The sequence below is a fragment of the Arthrobacter sp. Cza30 genome, assembly GCF_059090765.1.
Genome location: NZ_JBNHGA010000002.1, coordinates 906,049 through 926,601, shown reverse-complemented (window position 1 = coordinate 926,601; position 20,553 = coordinate 906,049). Strand labels below are relative to the sequence as shown.

The window sequence follows — 20,553 nt, the reverse complement described above, 5'->3', positions numbered from 1 at the left end:
GGGTGGTACCTGGTTCCTCTCTAACACGGGGGGGGCCCGGTACCGTGGGGGGGGCCGGGCCCCGCCCTTCTGCAACCTGCGTTTATTCGGCGTCCGGCAGGGGGCCGAAGTTGCGGCGGTCGTCCAAGCGAGGGTCATGCTTGTCCGGCACCACCATGACGGGGCCCTTGGCATGGTGCAGCACGCCCTGGCTGGTGGAGCCCAGCAGCATGCCGGCGAAGCCGCCGCGGCCGCGGGTACCAACCACCAGCAGTTCGGCGGTGCGTGACGCCTCGATCAACAGTTCCACCGGGGAGCCGTCCAGTACTTCACCGGTGACGCGCAGATCGGGGAAGTGGCTCTTGAGCCATGCCACGCCGGCGTCGAGCTGCTCACGGATATCCGCATAGAGCGCCTCGCGGTCCAGCGGTGCCGGTACCCACGCCAGCGAGCCGGTGAACGGCGGCATGGCGCAGATGACCTTCAGCGGATAGCCGAGCCGCTCGGCCTGCTCTGCGGCGACCAAGGTGGCGTTGCGTGCCTGCTCGGAACCGTCGACCCCCACCACGACGACCTTCTGGACGTCCTCGGGGCGGATTGCCTGGTCCTTGGACCGGGGAAGCTCGATGTCCAGGTCGCCGAGGCGCGGCGCGCAGGCCAGCGGAATCGTCACCGTGGGGCAGGAAGCGTGGGCCGGCACGGCACTGCTCACAGAGCCCAGCAACCGGCCCATGAACCCGCCGCGGCCGCGCGTACCGACCACGACCAGCTCGGCCTGTTCCGAGAGCTCCAGCAGCACCCCGGCGGCGTCGCCGGTTTCCACCCGGGCATCGATGTCCAGGCCGTAGCCGGTAACTTTGGACACCGCCTGCTCGAGCACGGCTTCGGCGCCTTCGCGGATCACGGAATCATCCAGCGTGGCATAGCCGGCATCCATGCTGGAGGCAGCGAAGACCGGAACGGTGTAGGCGGTCACGACGTGCAGCGGGGTCCTGCGCCGTTGCGCCTCCTCCGCAGCCCAAACCAACGCGCAGATGCTCTGATCGGAGCCGTCAACTCCGACGACAATGCCGCGGGGTGCCGCGCCCTGTCCGGCGTCTGAACCTGTGGCTTCTGTCATTCGTTCCGCCTCCCTCAACGTCGCACGGGCATCCTCGCCCGCTACCCTCAGCTTACTCTGCAACAAAGCGCTTCTCAGTGGCCGAAAAGTTATGTAGGCTTCGATGAAAATTGTGTTAAATAACAGTTTCACAATGCGTGTGCGGGCGGTCCGTTCGCCGCCCGAGGTTCTCGCTACCGTACAAGGAGTCCGTGCAGTGAGTGGCGTTTCCGTACCAGAAGTGCCTACCGAATACACCACCACGGTGGTCATCGGTTCCGGGCTGCCCGGACTGGCCGTGGCTAGTGAACTCAGCCGCCAGGGCGTGTCGTCGATCGTCGTGGAGGGGTTGCTCCCCCAGCCGGCCGACCAAGGACGCAGGTCCCCGCTGGCGGACTCGGCGCACCGGAGCGAACGCAACGACCTGCTGCGGTTGCTGCAGGCGTACGCCGCCAGCCATGCGCTGGACATCCGCCACAGCACCCATGTCTGCGGCGTCACCAAGACGTCGGAGAAAACAGCGTCGGCTGCTCAGGCGGAGGCGTCCAGGCCGACGGCTGCCTCCGCGGCCCACGCGCCCGCGATCAGCAGGGACAAGAACCAGAAGTGGGTCATCCGCACCGAAAACGGCTTGCTGGTCGCCGATTCCGTCGTCCTGACGGGCTGCGCGCAGAACCAGATGCGCCGGCTGCTCCGCAGCCTGGGCATCGCGGCCGGCGAAAACCTTGCCTCCGTCCTGAAGGCGATCGGCCTCTACCTGGTCGGCGTTGCGGATCTGCTGGCCCCGAGCACACGGGAGATCATCCGGCAGGCGAAGGTGGCCGGCAGCGCCATCGCCTCCACCTCCCGGCCGGCCGTCGCCTGACACCCCCGGCAGGCGGGGAACAGCAGCGTCGTACGGCCGTCGCCTGACGCCGCAAGGCGGAGAACAGCGGCGGCGTACGCTCGTCGCTGGACCCCGTGCAGGCGGGAAGCAGCGGCGCCGTACGCCGGCGCGTGCCGCGAGGGGCTAGAATTTTGGGGAAATCCCTGACCATACCACTTACCTGTGGAGGACACCCCCATGCCCCAAAAGGGAGCAGTAGCCGCCAAGACTTCGGTGCTCGACCGCTACTTCGAGATCACCAAGCGCGGCTCCAACTATTCGCGCGAAATCCGCGGCGGCTTGGCCACGTTCTTCGCGATGAGCTACATCGTGGTGCTGAACCCGCTGATCCTGGGCGGCGCTGATTCGACCGGTGCCATGCTTGGTGCCGAGCGCGTCGCGGCGGTGACGGCACTGGTGGCCGGCGTGCTGACCATTGCGATGGGCGCATGGGCCAAGTACCCGTTCGCCCTGGCGACCGGTCTGGGTGTCAACGCCTTCGTTGCCATCACGGTCGCGACCAATCCGGGCCTGACCTGGCCCGACGTCATGGGCCTGGTGGTGCTGTCCGGCATTACCATGCTGATCCTGGTGCTGACCGGGTTCCGGACCGCGGTGTTCAACGCCGTGCCGCCCAGCCTGAAAACCGCCATTGTGGTGGGCATCGGCATGTTCATCGCCCTGATCGGCCTGGTCAACGCCGGCTTCATCCGCCGCATTCCGGACGCTGCGGGCACCACCGTTCCAGTGGGCCTCGGGTTCGACGGCGTGCTGCTCGGCTGGCCGACCCTGGTCTTCGTCGTCGGCCTGATCCTGACCATCGCCCTGGTGGTGCGCAAGGTCAAGGGCGGCATCCTGATCGGCGTACTCTCCGCTACCGTGCTCGCGGTGGTCATCGAAGCCGTGGCCGATGTTGGCCCGTCGGTGGGTCCGGACGGCTTCAACCCCCAGGGCTGGTCCCTGGTGGTGCCCGAGCTGCCGAACGGCAACTGGGTGGGGCTGCCCGACCTGAGCCTGGTCGGCCAGGTCAGCCTCTTCGGCTCCTTCGGAACGCTGGGCTTCACGGCTGCTTCCCTGCTGGCCTTTGCGATCCTGCTGAGCATCTTCTTCGACGCCATGGGCACCATGGTGGGCCTGGCCAACGAGGCAGGACTGACCGACAAGCAGGGCAATATTCCGCACGTGGACCGGGTGCTGATCGTCGACGCCTTGGGCGCGGTTGCCGGCGGCGCCGGATCGGTCTCTTCCAACCAGATCTACGTGGAATCCGGCGCAGGCATCGGCGAAGGTGCGCGTACCGGCCTGGCCAACGTCGTCACCGGCCTGCTGTTCCTCATCGCCATGTTCTTCACGCCGCTGATTTCGTTGGTGCCGTTCGAGGCAGTGGCGCCGGCGCTCGTCGTCGTCGGTTTCATGATGGTGTCCCAGGTGGGCAAGATCGACTGGTCCGACTGGGGCGTGGCCATCCCGGCCTTCCTGACCTTCACGCTGATGCCGTTCACGTATTCCATCGCCAACGGCCTGGGCGCAGGTTTCATCGCCTACGTGCTGGTGCGCACGTTCCAGGGCCGGGCCAGGGAGATCCACCCGCTGATGTGGATAGTGGCCGCCGCCTTCGTGCTCTTCTTCGGCATCGGGCCGATCGAGCAGCTCATCGGCTTCCGCTGACCGCAGGTCCGCCGAGGCGAAAGGAACCGGTACCGCCCGCAACGGGTGGCACCGGTCCCTTCGGTTTTACTCGCTTGGCTCGCGCCGTCGCGTCTAGGCCTGGGCCCGCACTTCTGCTTCCGTGCGTGCCAGGTCGGCCCGGTCCAGGTCGCGCAGGGAGGCGCCCTTCGTTTCGCGGGTGAAGATCACTGCCACGACGGTGATGGCCGAAGCGACCACCAGGTACAAGGCAACCGGCAGCCAGTGCTCGAAGTCCTTCAGCAGCGTGGAGGCGATGATCGGGGCGAGCGAACCGGCGAAGATCGACGTCACCTGGTAGCCCAGCGAGACACCGGAGTAGCGCATCCGGGTCGGGAACATCTCGGCCATGATGGCCGGCTGCCCCGCATACATCAGCCCGTGCACGGCAAGGCCCAGGAAGATCGCGGCCAGGATGATGATCGGGTTCTGCGTGTCGAACATCGGGAAGGCGACGAAGGCCCAGACCCCCGACAGCACGGCGCCGGCCATGTAGACCGGGCGGCGGCCAATGTTGTCCGACAGGCGCCCGTAGAACGGGATCACGACGAAGTGGAAGGCGTGCGCCAGGATCAGCAGGCCCAGCACCGTGGTGACATCGAAGTCGTGAACGGTCTTCAGATATGTGATGGAGAAGGCCACCACGATGTAGTAGATGATGTTCTCCGCCACGCGCAGCCCCATGGCAGTGAACACGCCGCGCGGGTACTTCTTCATCACTTCCACGACGCCGTAGGACGTGGACTTCACCTTGGCGGACTCGGCCTGGGCTTCCAGGAAGATCGGCGCCTCGGTGACCTTGGTGCGGATGTAGTAGCCGACGAGCACGATGACTGCAGAGAGCCAGAAGGCAACGCGCCAGCCCCAAGCCTGGAACTCGGCCTCTGAGAGGATGCCGGACATCACCCACAGCACTACCGTGGCCAGCATGTTGCCCATCGGCACACCCGCCTGCGGCCAGGAGGCCCAGAAGCCGCGCTTGGCGGCCGGGCTGTGCTCGGCCACCAGCAGGACCGCGCCGCCCCATTCACCGCCGATGGCAAAACCCTGGACGAACCGCAGCACCACCAGCAGGCCCGGCGCCCAATAGCCGATCTGGTCGAACCCGGGCAGGCAGCCCATCAGGAACGTGGCGGCACCGATCAGGATGATGCTCACCTGCAGCAGCTTCTTCCGGCCCAGCTTGTCACCGAAGTGGCCGAACACGATCCCGCCCAGCGGCCGCGCGATGAAGCCGACCGCGAACGTGACGAAGGCGGCGATGATCGCGTCCAGTTCGGTGCCCGCATTCGGGAAGAACAGGGCGCCGAAGACCAGCGTGGCAGCGGTGGCGTAGAGGAAGAACTCGTACCATTCCACGACCGTGCCGGCCATGGAAGCGGTGACGACCTTGCGCAGGACCGACGGCGGCGACTCGTGCGTCGCGCCGGATCCGGGTCCGGTGGGGGTAGCGTGGGCGCTCATCATTCTCCTTGCATGGCGTGCGGTTATTGCGGCGTTTGCCGCCGGGACTCCCCCCGCACGCTGTGAGTGTGGTCACAATCAGACGTAGCCGAGTATTCCCCGCTCCCGCATGTGCATCAATGACAAACTTTGCAGGCATGGTCTGCAAAGATGCAGATATGCCACCCGCGCCGCAGTCCGCCAAGCCGGACGACCTGATCATCCTCCTCGCCGTCGCACGCACCGGCCGGTATACCGTTGCCGCCGAGAACCTGGGCCTGAACCACACCACCGTCTCGCGCCGCATCGCCGCCGTCGAAAAGGCCCTGGGCGGCCGCGTGTTCTCCGGGGCGCCGGGGGGCTGGGAGCTGACCGACCTGGGCCGGAAGGCGGCAGCGGTGGCCGAGCGGATCGAAGAATCGCTGACGGAGCTCGGGCGCACGCCGGATCAGGCCGACCGGTTGGCCGGGGTCGTGAGGATGTCTGCCACCGACGGTTTCAGCGCGTTCGTCGCCGCCCCGGCGATTGCCCGCCTGCAGCAGCACCATCCCAGGCTCAGCGTGGAGATCGTTACGGCCGCCCGCCAGGCCTCGCAACACCGGCCGGGCCTGGATTTCGAAGTCGTCGTCGGGCGGCCGCAGGTTATCCGTGCCCGATCCATCCGGCTGGGCAACTATGTACTGGGCCTCTACGGTTCCCGGGACTATCTGGCGGAACACGGCGCACCGGACAGCGTGCGCGCGGCCATGAACCACCCGCTGGTCTATTTCGTGGACTCCATGCTGCAGGTCGACGATCTCGACGCCGCGCGCCGCTTGCTGCCGGCGATGGCCACCGCCCTGGGTTCCACCAACGTTTTCGTCCACGTAGAGGCAACCCGCGCCGGCGCCGGCCTCGGCCTGCTGCCCTGCTTCATGGCCAACCGCCACCCGGATCTGGTCCGTATCCTGCCGGGGGAACTGGAGGAGCGGCTCGGGTACTGGCTGGTGGCCCGCCCGGAGTCGCTGCGGCAACCGGCGGTGGCGGCGGTCGTTGATGCGCTCAGGCGCGAGACCCGCAGCCGGGAAGCCGAGCTCATGGGGAAGGGGACCGGCACACGGTGAAAGGATTAATGACCGAGATGCCGGGCACTGCACCTAACTTGGGGGGATTAGGTTGTCAGCACCCGGCATCCGGCGCCGGATTGAATCCGGCTGAGCAGACATAGCGCTCCAGCCACCATCCATAGTGTCGAAGCCGTTCTTTCTATGCCTGCCTCCGGAGAGCCAGCCGCAAGCGGCTCACTCCCGGGCCTAGTACGGCCGCTGCGCGGCCGTTCGTGTCCATCTTACAAACAATTTCCGGCCGAAGTCATAACGTTCCGGGAAAGGGTACTAATTGGCCGGCCGGTCTTGCCGGATCGCCGATCCTCTGCAAAACTTCTCTACCCTCGGCCCGTCCCACAGCTGTGCCGGCATGGCACCGTGCAGCAACTCCCGGACGAGTCCCGGACCGTTTTCCAGCGGCTGGTCGCTGGCAGCGATGACCACGTTTCCGTGCCGGCGGCCCTTGAGCATCGGCGGATCGGCAATGATCACCCGGTGCTCGAACACCTCGCCGATGGTCGCCGCCTCCTCGCGGGCACCGATCAGCCGGGGTGTGTCGCCGCAGTTCACCAGATAGACCCCGCCGGGCGAGAGGACGCGCCGCACCGCGCGGGTGAATTCCAGCGTGGTCAGTCCGTACGGGGTCTCGCTGCCGGAGAAGACGTCGCGGACCAGCAGGTCCCGGCTGTCCTCGCTCAGTGATTCGGTGACCGCCCGTGCTTCACCCAACCGGATGCGTACCAACGGCGCACGCGGGATGTCGAACCACTGGCGCACGAGGTCGGCCAGCTTCGCGTCGATCTCGACCACGACCTGGCGCGCCTCCGGGTACGCGGCCGCCAGGTAGCGGGCCATCGAGCACGCCCCGCCGCCCAAGTGCAGGGCCCGCAGCTTAGCCCCGGGCCCCCAGCGGGATGCGATCAGCGCCGCCATCCAGCGCATGTATTCGAAGTCCAACCGCAACGGATCGCCGACCACCACGTGGGAGGACTGGACGCCGTTGATCTTGAGCAGCCAGCTGTCCGCCGAGTCAGGCTCGCGGACCAGCTCGGCTATCCCGGAGGAAATCTCATAGCGTCCCTCGGCCGGCCCGCCGGAAGCCTCCGGCTCCCGTGCCGCCTCGGCACGGGTGCTCCGCCGCGCCATCGGCTACTTGACCAGCGCCAGCGCGAAGCCGTCCCAGCCCTTGCCGCCCACGGTCTGGATCGCTGTGGCGTCCAAACGCGGGTCGGAGCCCAGCAGCGCCAGCGCATCGCGGGTGCCGCGGATGTCGCGGTCCTCCGCGTCGCCGCCGTCGGTCAGCACCTGGCCCGACCGGACCACGTTGTCCACTACAATCAGGCTGCCGGGACGCGTCAACCGCAGGGCCCACTCGACGTAGTGCCGGTTGTTTTCCTTGTCCGCGTCGATAAACACCAGGTCGAACGGCCCGACGCCCTCTTCGGCCAGCCGCGGCAGGGTTTCCAGTGCGGCGCCCACCCGGATGCTGGCCTTGTCCGCGACGCCGGCGGCCTCCAGGTTCCGCTGCGCCACCTCGGCGTGCCGCGGTTCGTACTCGCAGCTGACCACTTCGCCGTCGTCCGGCAGCCCGTGGGCCAGCCAGATGGTGCTGTACCCGCCGAGCGTGCCGATTTCCAGCACCTTGCGGGCACCGCTCAGCCTGGCCAGCAGCATCAGCAGCTTGCCCTGGGTTGCGCTCACCTCGATGGCCGGCAGGCCTTCTTGCGCGGCGCCCTCCCTGGCGGCGACCTGGGACTGGTCCTCCCCCACCAAGGTGACGGTCAGGTAATCTTCGACGGCGGTCCACGCCGCTTCCGAATGGACGTCCGGCAGGCCCGGCTGGACGGTCACTGCTGCTCCTGTTCGGCGATGGCAGACTCCAGGCGGTCGACCTTGCCGTTGAGCTCGCCGTAGTATCCCGGACGGATGTCCGCCTTGAGCACCAGGGACACGCGCGATCCGTGGCGGCCCACGGCCTCGGTGGCACGCTTGATCACGTCCATTACCTCGTCCCACTCGCCCTCGATGGTGGTGAACATCGCGTCCGTATGGTTCGGCAGCCCGGATTCGCGGACGATCCGGACGGCCTCGGCAACCGCGTCATGGACCGAGGCATCGTGGGGTGCGGGACCGGCGACAGGCACCCCGGAGGGTGCAACAGAGAAGGCTACAAGCATGGCTTCAGTCTTCCACAGCACCCGTGCCGGCGCACAGGTCCGATGTCACCTGCCGCAACCGCGGGGCCTCGGCCCCGCGCTGCACGTGACGCACTTTACATGCATTTGCATAAAAAATGGCGGGTTTTGGGGCTAGGCTGGACATACGGGTTTCGCACCCGCCCCGTTCCGCCGGTCCGTTCCCCCGGTCGCCTGCGGAATGCCACCATCCTCAGCCGAGCCACAGGAGACCCCATGAAAGCCTGGCAGTTTACCAATACCCACGAGCCGCTTGAACTGAACGAAGTCGAGGAGCCGACCGCCGCACCCGGCGGCGTCGTCATCGACATCAAGTCGGCCGGGTTGTGCCACTCCGATGTCGGCATGCTTGAGGACGAGGGCTGGCTCTCGACGCTGGCCAAGCGCCCCATCACCCTCGGCCATGAGGTGGCCGGCGTCATCACCGAGGTCGGCGAAGGCGTCACCGACTGGAAGGTCGGCGACCGCGTGGGCTGCTGCCCGACCACCCCGGCCGGTGCCCCCGGCTACTCCTTCGACGGCGGCTTCTCCTTTAAGACCGCCATCGACCAGCAGGCCCTGGTCCGCATCCCGGACAACGTCAGCTTCGCCCAGGGCGCGGCCGGCACCGATGCCGGCATGACCAGCCACCACGCCGTCATCGCCAACGGCCAGGTCAAGGCCGGCGACAAGGTCGGCATCATCGGCTTCGGCGGTCTTGGTTCCATTGGCGCCCGCGTGGCCGTGTTGGCCGGCGCCGATGTCTACATCGCCGAGGTCAACGAGAAGATCTGGGACCAGGCCAAGGAGATCGGCGCCAAGGACGTGGCCAAGTCCATCGCCGAGTTCAAGGAGATCGGCCTGGACGTCATCGTCGATTTTGCCGGCTTCGGCACAACCACCGCCGAGGCCATCGAGACGGTCCGCCGCGGCGGCCGGGTGGTCCAGGTCGGCATGGGCCGGCTGGAATCGACCATCAGCACCAAGGCCCTGATTCTTTCCGAGGTCACCCTGGTCGGCTCGCAGGGCGGCACCCGGGACGACGTGCAGGGCGTCTACGATTACTTCGCCACCGGCAAGCTCACCCCGACCATCACCGAGATCTCCTTCGAGGAAATCCCGGAGGGCCTGGAGAAGCTGAAGAAGGGCGAAGTCGTCGGCCGGCTGGTCGCCAAAATCGCTGACTGACACTTAAGCGAAGGATTGACGACGGCGGTGCGCACCGCCGTCGTCATTCTGCCTTAAGCCGCGGCGCGCGATTGTTCGCCGCCCGCCGTTGCCGTAGGCCGGTCGCCGTTACCCGGCCACCCGATCCGGCCGCCGTTACCCCAGCCGCCGGCGGTTATCCCCAGCCGGCCAGGCGGAGCAGCGCGGCCGCGGCCGCGCCGGCGATGACCACCACCAGGAACGGCGCGCGCAGCAGCAGGGCGACCGCGGCGGCCAGCAGCGCCCCGACCCGGGCGTCGAACGCCAAGTGCTGGCCGGTGGAGAAGGCGTTGACGACGGTCAGCGACGCGAGCAAGCCGATAGTCATGGTGGCGGCGACCCGCGACATCCGCTGGTTCTTCATCCACTTGGCGGGCACCAGATAGCCGGCCAGCTTCGTGAGGTAGGAGATGACGCAGGCGGCCACTATCCAGATCCACAGGCTCATGGCGCCTCCCTTCCGTCCCCGCTGCCGGCCGGATCGTCGCCGCCCGCCGTCCGGCGCTCCGACCTGGCGAGCGTGTGGGGTCCGTCGTGCTCGGAATACGGCTCGTCGTAGGGCTCGATGTCCGGCGCCATCCCGGCGGGAATGGGCTTATGGGTGAACCAGCCGATGGCGGCCGCGACCGCCGCGGCCACCAGGATGGGCACTCCGCTGGGCACGAACGGCACGGCCAGCAGCGTGGCCAGGGCGCAGGCGACCGCGATGGCGGCCGGTTCCTTGCCTTTCAGCCGCGGCCACAGCAGCGCCAGGAACGCGGCGACGGCGGCTCCGTCCAGCCCCCACTGCCTCGGATCACCCAGGGCGTTGCCGGCCAGTGCCCCCACCAGCGTGAATAGATTCCAGAGCAGGAATATGCCCACGCCGGCGGTCCAGAAAGCGCGCCGCTGCTCGCCGGGGTGGTCCTGGCCGGAGGCCGTGGCGGTGGATTCGTCGATGGTCACGTGGGCGGCCAGCGGCCGCCACCAGCGGGACGGGGAGACGAGCGCGTTCATCTGCATGCCATAGATGCCATTGCGGATACCCAACAGGGCGGAAGCAGTCATTGCGGCCAGGCCGGTACCGCCGCCGCCGATCACGCCGATGAACGCGAACTGGGAGCCGCCGCTGAAGAGCAGCAGGCTCAGCGCCATGGTCTGCCAGAGGTCGAGTCCCGATGCAACCGACAATGCGCCAAACGACACCCCGTACAGCCCGGTGGCGATGGAGATGGACAGCCCCACTTTCACGGCCGGGGACTGGAGAAACTTCACCCGTCTACAGTAGCCGGGAAGACTGCCGCGGCGCCGCTGCCCCCAGCCGTGGATATCGCTGTGGAAACTGTGGAAACGGCCGGGTGACGCGGCTGCGGCTAAGCGGTCGCGGCTACACGGCCGCGGTCAAGCGGCAGCGCCCACCTAGCCGCGCCTACACGGCTTCCTGCGCGTGGCCGTTGATCGCGTCCGCCGCCCGGATCAAGGCCAGGTGCGAGAACGCCTGCGGGAAGTTGCCGGTCATCCGTTTGTTCTCGCTGTCGTACTCCTCGGCCATCAGCCCCAGGTCGTTGGCGTAACGGACCAGCCGGTCCATCAGGTCCCGGGCGTCGCCGATCCGCCCGGAACGGGCATACTGTTCCACCAGCCAGAAGCAGCAGGCCAGGAACGGGTGCTCGCCCGGAGCCAGCCCGTCCAGCCCCGACTCGGTCCGGTAGCGCAGGATCAGTCCGTCCGCATCCACGAGCTCCTGCTCCAGGCGGGCGACGGTACCCAGCATCAGGTCGTCGTCGTACTTCACGAAGCCCACCTGCGGCAGCACCAGCAGCGAGGCGTCCACTTCGGTGCCGTCATAGGTCTGGGTGAAGGAGTTGATCTCCCGGTTGAAGCCGTGCTCCATGATCTCTTCGCGCAGCTTGTCCCGCAGCTGCGCCCAGTGCTCGGCTTCGCCGTCCAGTCCGTGCTCCTGCACCGCCCGCACGCCGCGGTCGAACGCCGCCCACATCATCACCCGGGAGTGGGTGAAGTACTTCCGTTCGCCCCGCATCTCCCAGATGCCCTGGTCCTTCTGGTCGAAGTGCTTCTCGATGTAGTGCAGCATGGCCTTCTGCAGCGGCCAGGAGAAGTGGTCCTCGGTGCCGCCCAGGTTGCGCAGCTTCTCCAGCGCGACCATGACCTCGCCGATCACGTCCGCTTGGTACTGGCCCACCGCTCCGTTTCCCACCCGGACCGGTGCCGACCCTTCATAGCCGGGCAGGTGCGGGATGATCCGTTCCTCCAGGTCGCGTTCCCCGGCCACCCCGTACATGATCTGCAGGTCTTCCGGATCGCCGGCCACCGCGCGCAGCAGCCAGTTGCGCCACTGCAGCGCCTCGTCTTCGTAGCCGTGGGTCATCATCGACTCGAGCGTCAACGCCGCATCGCGCAGCCAGACGTAGCGGTAGTCCCAGTTCCGTTCCCCGCCGAAGGACTCCGGCAAGGAGGTAGTCGGCGCGGCGACGATCCCGCCGGTCGTCTCGTGCGTCATCGCGCGCAGCACCAGCAGGGAACGCTTGACGATGCCGTGGTAGTCCCCCTGAGGCGGGAACCGTGAGCACCAGTTCTGCCAGTAGCGCACCGTTTCCGCCAGCGCGGTGTCGACGTCGATCGCCGGCGGCACCGTCCGGTGGGACGGGAACCAGCACAGTTCGAAATCGACCGTCTCGCCGGCCTTGACCGTGAATTCGCCCTCGTGCCGGCGGTTGGCGGCGCGCGGCAGGCGCTCCCCGTGCAGCACCAGCGCGTCCGGGCCGGCGATGGCGACGATCGATTCCCGGCCGGTGGCTTCCTCGTGCACGCGGTTCACCCACGGCACCACGTCCCCGTAGTGGAACCGCATGATCAGTTCCTGCCGGATGGTCATTTCGCCGGAAAGGCCCTCGACGCGGCGGACAAGCGATGCCCGGCGGTCGCCCACCGGCATGAACTCGGTCACTAGTGCCTCGCCGGTTTCGCTCTTCCAGCGGGTCTGCAGCACAAACGTCGACTGAATATAGGAGCGTTCAACGACGACGGCGGACGGCGCCTCTGTTGCCTCTGCCGCCTCTGCGACGACCGGGGTGCCGGTGCGGCCGCCCCCTGCAGCCTCGGTTGCAGCCGGCGCGGACACAACGTTGCCGTGGGGCAAGGTGTCCGTGAGGGTAGGGCGTGCCGACGTCGACCCGGCCGCCGTCGGGCCGCCCGTGCCGCCGGTTGCAGCCACGGATACGCCGGCCTCGGTGGCGCCAGTCGCAGCCACGGAAACGCCGGCCTCGGTGGCGCCGGTGGCGGCCGGGGATGCGCCGGCTTCGGCGGTGCCGGCCGCGTCGCCAATTTGTCCGGCTTCCTCGGCCCCGGGCCCCGCACCGGCAGTCTTTTTCGCCTCGTCCGTTGCGGACCGGCCGGGGCTCTCCGCGGCCGCCGAAACTGCTTCATTTTGTTCGCGCGTCGAGACCGGCGGCTGGCTGCGCTGGACCTCCAACGGGTCGCTGCTCAGTCCGCCGTGCACACCCGTCCCCATCGCTTCCCCGCTCTGCGGATGCGCGCCGTCCGGCGCCAGCAGCCAGCGGCCGTGCCCGGGGTGCCCGAGCAGCGCACTGAAGACGCTGGGAGAATCGAAGCGGGGAAGGCAGAGCCAGTCCATGCTCCCGGACCGGGACACCAGGGCTCCAGTATGCAGATCCGATATGAGTGCGTAGTCCTCAATGGGAGATGCCATCTCTCCACTCAATCACAAGGGACCCGGTTACGGCAGCGGCTGTCTAGGCCGGTGCAGCCTGCAGCTGCCGGCGAACCGCGGCCGGCCGGTTGGTGGTGATTTCGCCGAAACCCAACTCGCGGCACAGCTCCACGTCCTGCGGATCGTCCACCGTCCAGACGCGGAACTGCGTGCCGGCGTCGAGCCATCGCCGGACGAGCGGCAGATGCGAGCGCACGTAGTCGATGCCGGGTCCGGCCCAGCCTACGCGGTGCGATTCGATCAGGCCTTCGCCTTCAGACAGCGCCCGTCGCAGCAGTACTGCAACTGCGCCGACGGTCAACTCGCCCATCAGGAGGCTGGCTTTTAGTTCTTCGGCGTCGATGTCATCCAGGAGTTGGCACAGATACTGGCCCGGTATGTGGTCGGCCAGGTACTTCACGGCGTCCGGGTGGAAGCTCATGAAGGATACCTGGATGTTGTCCAGCCGGGAGGTTTCCGGATCCCAGCCCTCCGCCATCAGGTACCTGAGCACCTCGTCTTCCAGCTCCTGCCCGTACGGGCTCGGGTGCTTGAGCTCTACGGCCAGGCCCAGCGGCCGGCCGGCGTCGCGCATGAGATCGACGAGGTCGTCCAGCGTCACCAGTTGGTCGGCGGTGCCGCCGTACTCGGCCGGAATCGGCGTGCCCTTCCACGAACTGACGTCCAGTTGCAGCAGTTCGTCCAGCGTGTGATCGGACACGTTGCCGGTGCCGGTGGAGGTGCGGTCCAGCGTGAAGTCGTGGAAACAGACCAGCCGGCGGTCTTTGGTCAGGTGGAGGTCGCACTCGATCCCGTCGGCGCCGTCGGCGATCGCCTGCAGGTAAGCGGCACGCGTATTCTCCGCATACTGCTCACTGGAACCACGGTGGGCGTAGATCCTCTGGTGCATGAATTCACCGTACGCGATGACCGGACATCGGGACCCGCCGTAGGGTTGACTGGTGGGTGAACGAACGATGATCGTTCGGCGATTCGGTTTCGGAGGCAACATGGGCACTCAGACGGGCGGCGGCGTCGCACCTGACACGGCGGAAGGGCGGACGGCGGCCGGACACGCGGCGCACAACATCCCCGGAAGCCTCCCGGGTGGCGGAACGAGCCAGCTTTCCGTGCTGCCGGACAGCGTTCGTGCCGCAGGCCTGCGGCGGATGAAACTGCTCGCCACGGGTTTGCTGCTGGTGCTGGCGGTGATCTTCGTGGTGTCCTTTGCGCTGCAGGACCGCTACCCGTGGCTGAGCTATGTTCGGGCCGCGGCCGAGGGCGGAATGGTGGGTGCACTCGCGGACTGGTTCGCCGTGACCGCGCTGTTCAAACACCCGATGGGGCTGAAAATTCCGCACACCGCGATCATCCCGCGCCGCAAGGACCAGATCGGCGCGAGCCTGGGCCAGTTCGTGGAAGAGAATTTCCTGGCCGAGGACGTGGTCAAGGCCAAGATCGGTTCCCTTGGGATCACTGCCAAGGCCGGCCTCTGGCTGGAACGGCCGGAAAACACCGAGCGGATTGCCCGCGAGGGCGCCACGGCCATCCGCGGAGCCTTGACGGTCCTCAATGACGAGGACGTGCAGGAACTGATTGAGTCACTGGCGCGCCGGCATCTGATCGACCCGCAGTGGGGACCGCCGCTGGGCCGGCTGGCCGAGCACGTGCTGCGCGACGGCCACCACCTGAAGCTGGTGGATCTGCTGCTGGACCGCGCCGCCGACTGGGTCCTGGACAACCAGGACACGGTGGCGCGGCTGGTGTCCGACCGCTCACCGACCTGGGTCCCGCCCTTCCTGGATTCGCTGGTGGGCGACAAGGTCCATCTGGAGCTGTACAAGTTCCTCATCGCGGTGCAGGCCGACCCGGATCATCCGATGCGCCAGCAGTTAGACGGGTACCTGAACTCCCTGGCACAGGACCTGCAGCACGATCCCGAAATGATGGCACGGGTGGAGGCGATCAAGCACAACGCCTTCGGCGACCCCGAAGTGCGTTCACTGGCGGCCCGCACGTGGGAGACGCTGAAGACCGCCCTGCTGGAGGCGGTGGAGGACCCCCAGAGCGGGTTGAGCCTGACGTTCAAGCGGGCGGTCGGAGACTTCGGCCACCGGCTGGCCACCGACGCGGAACTGGCGGCCAAGATCGACGGCTGGATCGAGGAGGCGGCCGGGTACCTGGTCCGCACCTATCGTTCGCAGATTGCCGCGGTCATCACCGAAACGGTGGAGCGCTGGGATGCGCAGGAGACGTCGCGGAAGATCGAACTCCAGGTGGGCCGGGACCTGCAGTTCATCCGGATCAACGGCACCGTGGTCGGCTCCCTGGCCGGGCTGGCGATCTTCACGGTGGCCACCGCCGCCTTCGGCTAGCCGGCGCTAGGCTCCCGGTGGAGCATCCGCTCCAGTTCGTGACTAATGCTCCGGTTTGAACCGGAGCCCGAGCCCGAAACGGAGCACAAGGTCCACTTCGGGCCCTAGCCCGCCCAGAGAAAGCGGAGACGTTGGCCGGGCCGGGCCTGGGCCAGCGCCGGGAGGTCGGCCGCTTCCACCACGGCCGGCACCGGATAGCCGCCGGTCACCGGATGGTCGGCCAGGAATACGGTGGGCAAGCCCGACGGCGGCACCTGCACCGCGCCGGTAACCATGCCTTCGCTGGGCAATTCCCGGTCGACCGCGCGCCGCAGCGGCCGGCCCAGCAGGCGCAGTCCGATCCGGTTGCTCTCGGCACTGACCGTCCACCGGCCCAGCACCAGGCGCTGGCGGGCGTCGGCGGTGAACCAGTCCAGCCGCGGCCCGGGGCGGAGCCGCACGGTCACGGCGGCGGCGGGCGGCAGCGGCACCGGCACCGGCGCCCAGCGGGAATGGACGGCGGGCCCTTGGTGCATGGCGTGTCCTCGGCCCCCGCCGGCGAGCGCGGCGGCGGGGTTCGAGCCGGTCCGTCCGCCCGGTGGAACAACCCCGGTCTCCACGACGTCCCCGTCCCGCAGCGGAGCCGGTCCCATGCCGGAGAGCAGATCCGTGGCCGCCGATCCCATCAGGGTCTCGGCCACGATGCCGCCGGCCACGGCCAGGTAATACCTGAGCCCGGACGCGGCGGGGGCGATCTCCAGCCGCTGGCCGGCACGGACCCGGAACGGCCGGTAAAGATCCGGTCGGCCCTTCCGCGGCCGGCCCCCGGACGCAGGCTTAGCCGCCGCGTTCCCCGGGCCCGTCACCGAAAGTTTGCCCGAGGCCCCGGTTACTGCCACCACCGTGTCGGCATCGAACCGCAGCACAGCGCCCCCCAGCAGCAACTCCAGCCCCGCCGCAGTGTCGGGGTTTCCGACCAGGCGGTTGGCCGTGCGCAGTGCCCGGGCGTCCAGCGCGCCGGACGGGCTCAGCCCGATCGCGGCATGGCCCGGCCGGCCGAGGTCCTGCACCAGGAGTTGCGGTCCCGCCGTGACTACGGTGATCACCGGCTACACTGCCCTGAACCGCACGCGCGTTCCCGGCGCAATCAACGCCGGCTGCTCCCGCGCGGCATCCCACAGCCGCTCATCGGTCCTGCCGATCAGCTGCCAGCCGCCGGGTGACGCGGAGGGGTAGATGCCGGTGAACTCGCCCGCCAAACCCACCGATCCGGCCGGCACCCGGGTCCGCGGTTCGGCCAGCCGCGGTACCTGCAGCGGGTTCCCGGGTGCCACCAGGTAGGCGAAGCCCGGCGCAAAGCCGGTGAAAGCGGCTATCCATGCGCACTGCTGATGGCGCCGCACGACGTCCGCCTCGCTCACCCCCAGGATCCGCGCCACCGCCGGCAGGTCCTCCCCCGAGTAGTCCACCTCGACCGTGACCTCGTCCCCGGTGGTGCGTGCGCCGCCGTCGTGCGGCGGGGTCTGTTCCAGCCAGCGGCGGACGACGGCGGCGGCCGCCGGGTCGTCGAAGGTCGCCAGGATGGTGCGGGCCGCGGGAACCAGCTCCGTCACGCCTGGCAGCGGCGCAACCGAGAGCGCGTTGTAGTGCGCCAGGACGTCGTCGAGGGTGTCGAATTCGGCGAGCAGGGCGCCCGCGCCGAAGGGCAGGATCCGCACCCTACCGTCCAGTGGTGCGGGGCCCGGAGGGAGAGGGAACGGGTGCCGCGCCGGCGGCGCGGGAATCACCGTCGGCGGCCGGGCGGCGGCCGGACCAGTGGCCGGCAGCGCCCGTGAAGGGACGCAGCGGGATCCCGGCGGCGGCCAGCCGTTCCCGGACCAGCCGCGCCATCGCCACCGCGCCCGGGGTATCGCCGTGGACGCAGAGCGAATCCGCCGCCCCGGCGCGGGCGAAGTCCACGGCCCGGTCGGCGATCTCCTCCAGGTCTTCCAGCAGGGCGCCGGGCTCGCCGCGCGGAATGAGCGTTCCGTCCGCCCGGTAACCGCGGTCCACGAAAGCCTCCCGGAACACCGGCAGTCCGGCGGCGGCCGCCAGTTCGAGCGCCGCCGATCCGGGCAGCCCGAGGAGGGGAAGCCGCGGCTCGAAGGCGCCGATGGCTTCGACCACCGCCGCGGCCTGGCTGCGGTCGTGGACTATCCGGTTGTAGAGCGCGCCGTGCGGTTTCACGTAAGCCACCCGCGCCCCCGCGCCCCTGGCGATCCGGTCGAGCGCTGCCAGTTGGGCAGCCACGTCCGCGGTCAGGTCGGCCGCGGCGACGTCCAGGCTCCGGCGGCCAAACCCGGCCCAGTCCCGATAGGAAACGTGCGCGCCCACCGCCACCCCGTGCTCCACGGCGAGGCGGCAGCTGGCCAGCATTGTCTCGTCGTCGCCGGCATGGTAGCCGCAGGCGATGTTCGCGCTGGTGATCAGCGGAAACATCGCGGCATCGTCGCCCATCAGTCGACCGTCGACCGATTCTCCGAGATCGCTGTTCAGGTCGATCCCCTGCCGGGCCCCCGATTCAACTCGAACCGGATCGCCGTCGACGGCAGGGCGGCTGCCGGGTACCGTCACGGACCGGTCCCGTCGTCGGGTCCGCCGGTGGAGCGGCTGCGGGCATCGCCGTCCTGATCCCCGGACGCCTCGGGGGCCGCGGGTGCCGTCCGCCTGCGGCCGGGCAGCCTCTCCAGCATCCGGGCGGCGACCCGGCCGGGCACCGCCGGCAGTTCGCCCAGCCGGTACCGGTTGTCGGTCAGGTCCTCCACCAGGGACATCGGCAGCACCAGCGGCGGCTCCCCGAAAGCGGTCCTGGTGGCGTCGATGACGCGCCGGCCCATCACGTGGTTGCCGGCACCACCGACGGCCGCCCCGATGCCGAAGGGAACCGCGCGGCCGAGCATCGCCGTCCCCTGCTTGGCCAGCAGTTTGGTCAGGAAACGCTTCTTCAGGCTGTCCACCAGCGAGCTGACCATGCCGGAGGGCATGCTGCTGCCCACCGCGTTTCCCCAGGCCCGCGACGGATTTCCGCCGCGCCCGCCGGCCTGCCCGGCGAACTCCTTGATCAGGGAGCTGCCCTCGTCGCCCATCAGGATGGCCATCACCAGGGCCTGGGAGCGCTCGGGGTTCTCGGTATCAATGCCATGCAGTTCGGCGATGGACTGGGCGAACAGGGCGGTGGCTTCCAGGAAGCCCACGGTGGCCGCCGCGGAGAGGCCCAGTGCCGCCACCGTGCCCACGCCTGGCACGACGGCGGATGCCCCCACCGCCGCACCGCCGGTGGTCACCGCTGCCAGGTATTTCTTTTCCAACTTCGCGGCCAGCTCGGCCGGCGTCGCGTCCGGGTTCTTGCGCCGCAGCCGGTCCAAGTTGGCCAGCACCAGCGGCCGCTGGACGTCCAGCGCCTTCATGATGCCGGTTGTCACGCCGGGCTTTGGGTTGCCGTGCTTGTCGAAAGCCGCGTCGGCGGCGACCCGCATGGCTGGGTTAATCTTCCGTCCTCTGGCCACAAACCCTCCTGGAGCAATCAGCACCGTGATGGTGTTCCGGCCTTAAGCGTAAGTCACGGGTTGCGGGACGTTCCTCAAAACACCAAGTATGCTGACAAAGCACCGCGTACTTCCTGTACGACGGCCGGGATGCAGCGCCAGCTGCGCCGGCCGCCCAACCTAAAGGAGTTGCTGGCTATGAGAATCGGATCATCAATTGCCTTGATTGCCATCGGCGCAATCCTGGCCTTCGCCGTTGCCGACGTCGTGGATTTCATCGACCTGACGCTGATCGGCTGGATCCTGATGGGTGTAGGCGTGCTCGGCCTGATCGTCTCCATCATCATGGCCGTTCCACGCCGCGAGCACCGCGTGACGGAAAGCCGCCGCATCGAGGATCCGCACACCGGCGAGACCATCCGGCGGGACGAAACCCGCGGCCTCTAGGCCCACAGGCTGAGCCAGCCGCCGCACGCGGGCCGTCACGGCCCGCGTGCCGGCCCGGCGTCGAGATCAGCGGGGTTTTTTGCTGCCCAGCGCCACGAGCGACAGGACAATCCCCGCCCCGCACACCAGCGTGGCCAGATAGGCCAGGCCCACGCCGTCCTCACCGCCCATGCCCAGCGTCAGGCTGAGCGGCAGCCAGAGCACGGCCCAGCCGAGCACCGCGAACAGCGGCGCATACCGCTCGCCGCGCGCCGTCCAGCGGTAGGCAAAAACCGCGAGGACAACGACGGCGATGGCTCCGGCCAGGGCGAAGCCCGCCAGCGTGCCGCCGCCCTCCGGGTCGTGCCGCGAGCCTAGCGAGAAGGCCGTCATGGTGTCGATGGCCACGACGATGACGCCAACGGCGATGGCGAACTGCAGGACGTTACCGGCCTGGATCAGCAACATCCGCCGCACATCGGGCCTCATGCCGTTTTCCTCCCGTCGCTCCGCCCGCTCGGGGCGCCCTCTCCTGCCACCCTATAGAAGGCACAGGCCGTCCGGCTCAGCGGGCGTCGCCTTCAGGACCGGCCTGCCGCATACACGGTGGCCCGGTTGGACAGGCCAGTGCCCCGGTGGAATCTTCCACCGGGGCACTGGCCGGCGCCCTCGCGGGCAGGCGTTACCAGCGGACCTTTTTCTCGGGCGGTCCCTGCCGGCCGCTGGCGTGCTTCGGCTTGTGGCTGTTGCCGATGCTGTGCCAGCCGGCCAGGTCGCCGGCATTGGTTGCGCGGCGGGAGGCCAGCTTCGCCTGTTGGTCCTCGGTCAATTTGGCCGCGGCGGCCGGAGCGAGGTGGATGTTTGGTTCACGGGATTCGACGGGCTTAGGCGCCCGCGGATCGATGTCAGTCATGGCTCTCCTTCGGTATTTTCAGGAGCCTGCCGGGAACTGGTCCGCCGCACCGGTCGTCAAGACGGGACGCCACAATACCCGGAGCATCAT

General features: G+C 68.5%; 21 protein-coding genes. 6 read left to right on the top strand and 15 right to left on the bottom strand.

Going from position 1 to position 20,553, the window contains the following annotated elements; translation table 11 throughout:
- Positions 1-82: 82 nt before the first annotated feature.
- The gene (locus AC5RVZ_RS09605) at positions 83-1,099 is read right to left on the bottom strand and encodes a universal stress protein (RefSeq protein ID WP_494065491.1); all 1,017 of its coding nucleotides are present in this window, start codon (positions 1,097-1,099) and stop codon (positions 83-85) included.
- Between the two features lie 220 nt (positions 1,100-1,319).
- On the opposite strand from AC5RVZ_RS09605, the gene AC5RVZ_RS09600 reads away from it, so the two are divergent.
- Entirely contained in the window at positions 1,320-1,943 is a 624-nt protein-coding gene (locus AC5RVZ_RS09600; RefSeq protein ID WP_494065490.1) for an FAD-binding protein, read from the top strand.
- Positions 1,944-2,141: 198 nt separating this feature from the next.
- Positions 2,142-3,611 (top strand): NCS2 family permease, encoded by a 1,470-nt coding sequence (locus tag AC5RVZ_RS09595; RefSeq protein ID WP_494065489.1) that lies wholly within the window; start codon positions 2,142-2,144, stop codon positions 3,609-3,611.
- 93 nt (positions 3,612-3,704) lie between these two features.
- On the opposite strand, the gene AC5RVZ_RS09590 is transcribed toward AC5RVZ_RS09595, so the two are convergent.
- Positions 3,705-5,093, bottom strand: a complete 1,389-nt coding sequence (locus tag AC5RVZ_RS09590) for an MFS transporter (protein ID WP_493978385.1) — start codon at positions 5,091-5,093, stop codon at positions 3,705-3,707.
- A gap of 158 nt (positions 5,094-5,251) precedes the next feature.
- On the opposite strand from AC5RVZ_RS09590, the gene AC5RVZ_RS09585 reads away from it, so the two are divergent.
- Positions 5,252-6,175 (top strand): LysR family transcriptional regulator, encoded by a 924-nt coding sequence (locus tag AC5RVZ_RS09585; RefSeq protein ID WP_494065488.1) that lies wholly within the window; start codon positions 5,252-5,254, stop codon positions 6,173-6,175.
- 270 nt (positions 6,176-6,445) lie between these two features.
- Here the strand turns inward: AC5RVZ_RS09585 and AC5RVZ_RS09580 are convergent, their stop codons facing one another.
- From AC5RVZ_RS09580 to AC5RVZ_RS09570, 3 genes are read right to left on the bottom strand one after another with little or no spacing between them, the layout of a single operon-like run.
- A complete protein-coding gene (locus AC5RVZ_RS09580; protein ID WP_494065487.1) occupies positions 6,446-7,303 on the bottom strand; it encodes a spermidine synthase in 858 nt (285 codons plus the stop codon).
- A 3-nt stretch (positions 7,304-7,306) separates the two neighbouring features.
- A complete protein-coding gene (locus tag AC5RVZ_RS09575; RefSeq protein WP_494065486.1) occupies positions 7,307-8,008 on the bottom strand; it encodes an O-methyltransferase in 702 nt (233 codons plus the stop codon).
- Positions 8,005-8,334: a thiamine-binding protein gene (locus tag AC5RVZ_RS09570; RefSeq protein ID WP_494065485.1), complete on the bottom strand. Its 330-nt coding sequence runs from the start codon at positions 8,332-8,334 to the stop codon at positions 8,005-8,007. The genes AC5RVZ_RS09575 and AC5RVZ_RS09570 overlap by 4 nt, the downstream gene beginning before the upstream one ends.
- 234 nt (positions 8,335-8,568) lie before the next feature.
- Here AC5RVZ_RS09570 and AC5RVZ_RS09565 point away from each other — a divergent pair, with 234 nt between their 5' ends.
- Positions 8,569-9,519, top strand: coding sequence for a zinc-binding dehydrogenase (locus AC5RVZ_RS09565; RefSeq protein WP_494065484.1), 951 nt, complete (start codon positions 8,569-8,571; stop codon positions 9,517-9,519).
- A gap of 154 nt (positions 9,520-9,673) precedes the next feature.
- On the opposite strand, the gene AC5RVZ_RS09560 is transcribed toward AC5RVZ_RS09565, so the two are convergent.
- From AC5RVZ_RS09560 to AC5RVZ_RS09545, 4 genes are all read right to left on the bottom strand, one after another.
- The gene (locus AC5RVZ_RS09560; protein ID WP_494065483.1) at positions 9,674-9,985 is read right to left on the bottom strand and encodes an AzlD domain-containing protein; all 312 of its coding nucleotides are present in this window, start codon (positions 9,983-9,985) and stop codon (positions 9,674-9,676) included.
- The gene (locus AC5RVZ_RS09555; protein WP_494065482.1) at positions 9,982-10,791 is read right to left on the bottom strand and encodes an AzlC family ABC transporter permease; all 810 of its coding nucleotides are present in this window, start codon (positions 10,789-10,791) and stop codon (positions 9,982-9,984) included. Before AC5RVZ_RS09555 ends, AC5RVZ_RS09560 begins: the two co-directional genes overlap by 4 nt.
- Positions 10,792-10,945: 154 nt before the next feature.
- Complete coding sequence (locus AC5RVZ_RS09550; protein WP_494065481.1) at positions 10,946-13,246, bottom strand: glycoside hydrolase family 15 protein; 2,301 nt, start codon at positions 13,244-13,246, stop codon at positions 10,946-10,948.
- Between the two features lie 43 nt (positions 13,247-13,289).
- Complete coding sequence (locus AC5RVZ_RS09545) at positions 13,290-14,156, bottom strand: glycerophosphodiester phosphodiesterase family protein (RefSeq protein ID WP_494065480.1); 867 nt, start codon at positions 14,154-14,156, stop codon at positions 13,290-13,292.
- A gap of 100 nt (positions 14,157-14,256) precedes the next feature.
- Here AC5RVZ_RS09545 and AC5RVZ_RS09540 point away from each other — a divergent pair, with 100 nt between their 5' ends.
- Entirely contained in the window at positions 14,257-15,621 is a 1,365-nt protein-coding gene (locus AC5RVZ_RS09540; protein ID WP_494065479.1) for a DUF445 domain-containing protein, read from the top strand.
- A gap of 104 nt (positions 15,622-15,725) precedes the next feature.
- Here the strand turns inward: AC5RVZ_RS09540 and AC5RVZ_RS09535 are convergent, their stop codons facing one another.
- The 4 genes from AC5RVZ_RS09535 to AC5RVZ_RS09520 form a co-directional block, all read right to left on the bottom strand.
- Positions 15,726-16,706: a 5-oxoprolinase subunit C family protein gene (locus AC5RVZ_RS09535; RefSeq protein WP_494065478.1), complete on the bottom strand. Its 981-nt coding sequence runs from the start codon at positions 16,704-16,706 to the stop codon at positions 15,726-15,728.
- A 3-nt stretch (positions 16,707-16,709) separates the two neighbouring features.
- Positions 16,710-17,318: a 5-oxoprolinase subunit B family protein gene (locus tag AC5RVZ_RS09530; RefSeq protein WP_494065477.1), complete on the bottom strand. Its 609-nt coding sequence runs from the start codon at positions 17,316-17,318 to the stop codon at positions 16,710-16,712.
- Between the two features lies 1 nt (position 17,319).
- Positions 17,320-18,141, bottom strand: coding sequence for a LamB/YcsF family protein (locus tag AC5RVZ_RS09525; RefSeq protein ID WP_494065526.1), 822 nt, complete (start codon positions 18,139-18,141; stop codon positions 17,320-17,322).
- 68 nt (positions 18,142-18,209) lie between these two features.
- Positions 18,210-19,145 carry a hypothetical protein gene (locus tag AC5RVZ_RS09520; protein ID WP_494065476.1) on the bottom strand — a complete coding sequence of 312 codons (936 nt, stop codon included), beginning with the start codon at positions 19,143-19,145 and terminating at the stop codon, positions 18,210-18,212.
- A 129-nt stretch (positions 19,146-19,274) separates the two neighbouring features.
- Here AC5RVZ_RS09520 and AC5RVZ_RS09515 point away from each other — a divergent pair, with 129 nt between their 5' ends.
- Positions 19,275-19,571: a DUF6458 family protein gene (locus AC5RVZ_RS09515; protein ID WP_494065475.1), complete on the top strand. Its 297-nt coding sequence runs from the start codon at positions 19,275-19,277 to the stop codon at positions 19,569-19,571.
- 66 nt (positions 19,572-19,637) lie between these two features.
- Here AC5RVZ_RS09515 and AC5RVZ_RS09510 read toward each other — a convergent pair whose 3' ends face one another.
- Positions 19,638-20,039: a hypothetical protein gene (locus tag AC5RVZ_RS09510; RefSeq protein WP_494065474.1), complete on the bottom strand. Its 402-nt coding sequence runs from the start codon at positions 20,037-20,039 to the stop codon at positions 19,638-19,640.
- 193 nt (positions 20,040-20,232) lie between these two features.
- A complete protein-coding gene (locus tag AC5RVZ_RS09505) occupies positions 20,233-20,463 on the bottom strand; it encodes a hypothetical protein (RefSeq protein ID WP_494065473.1) in 231 nt (76 codons plus the stop codon).
- Between the last annotated feature and the right edge of the window lie 90 nt (positions 20,464-20,553).

Excerpts from the sequence above, each read along its gene's own strand:
- AC5RVZ_RS09605 (WP_494065491.1), bottom strand. The coding sequence starts at position 1,099 with ATGACAGAAGCCACAGGTTCAGACGCCGGACAGGGCGCGGCACCCCGC.
- AC5RVZ_RS09595 (WP_494065489.1), top strand. The coding sequence starts at position 2,142 with ATGCCCCAAAAGGGAGCAGTAGCCGCCAAGACTTCGGTGCTCGACCGC.
- AC5RVZ_RS09590 (WP_493978385.1), bottom strand. The coding sequence starts at position 5,093 with ATGAGCGCCCACGCTACCCCCACCGGACCCGGATCCGGCGCGACGCAC.
- AC5RVZ_RS09585 (WP_494065488.1), top strand. The coding sequence starts at position 5,252 with ATGCCACCCGCGCCGCAGTCCGCCAAGCCGGACGACCTGATCATCCTC.
- AC5RVZ_RS09580 (WP_494065487.1), bottom strand. The coding sequence starts at position 7,303 with ATGGCGCGGCGGAGCACCCGTGCCGAGGCGGCACGGGAGCCGGAGGCT.
- AC5RVZ_RS09570 (WP_494065485.1), bottom strand. The coding sequence starts at position 8,334 with ATGCTTGTAGCCTTCTCTGTTGCACCCTCCGGGGTGCCTGTCGCCGGT.
- AC5RVZ_RS09565 (WP_494065484.1), top strand. The coding sequence starts at position 8,569 with ATGAAAGCCTGGCAGTTTACCAATACCCACGAGCCGCTTGAACTGAAC.
- AC5RVZ_RS09560 (WP_494065483.1), bottom strand. The coding sequence starts at position 9,985 with ATGAGCCTGTGGATCTGGATAGTGGCCGCCTGCGTCATCTCCTACCTC.
- AC5RVZ_RS09550 (WP_494065481.1), bottom strand. The coding sequence starts at position 13,246 with ATGGCATCTCCCATTGAGGACTACGCACTCATATCGGATCTGCATACT.
- AC5RVZ_RS09545 (WP_494065480.1), bottom strand. The coding sequence starts at position 14,156 with ATGCACCAGAGGATCTACGCCCACCGTGGTTCCAGTGAGCAGTATGCG.
- AC5RVZ_RS09540 (WP_494065479.1), top strand. The coding sequence starts at position 14,257 with ATGGGCACTCAGACGGGCGGCGGCGTCGCACCTGACACGGCGGAAGGG.
- AC5RVZ_RS09515 (WP_494065475.1), top strand. The coding sequence starts at position 19,275 with ATGCAGCGCCAGCTGCGCCGGCCGCCCAACCTAAAGGAGTTGCTGGCT.
- AC5RVZ_RS09510 (WP_494065474.1), bottom strand. The coding sequence starts at position 20,039 with ATGAGGCCCGATGTGCGGCGGATGTTGCTGATCCAGGCCGGTAACGTC.
- AC5RVZ_RS09505 (WP_494065473.1), bottom strand. The coding sequence starts at position 20,463 with ATGACTGACATCGATCCGCGGGCGCCTAAGCCCGTCGAATCCCGTGAA.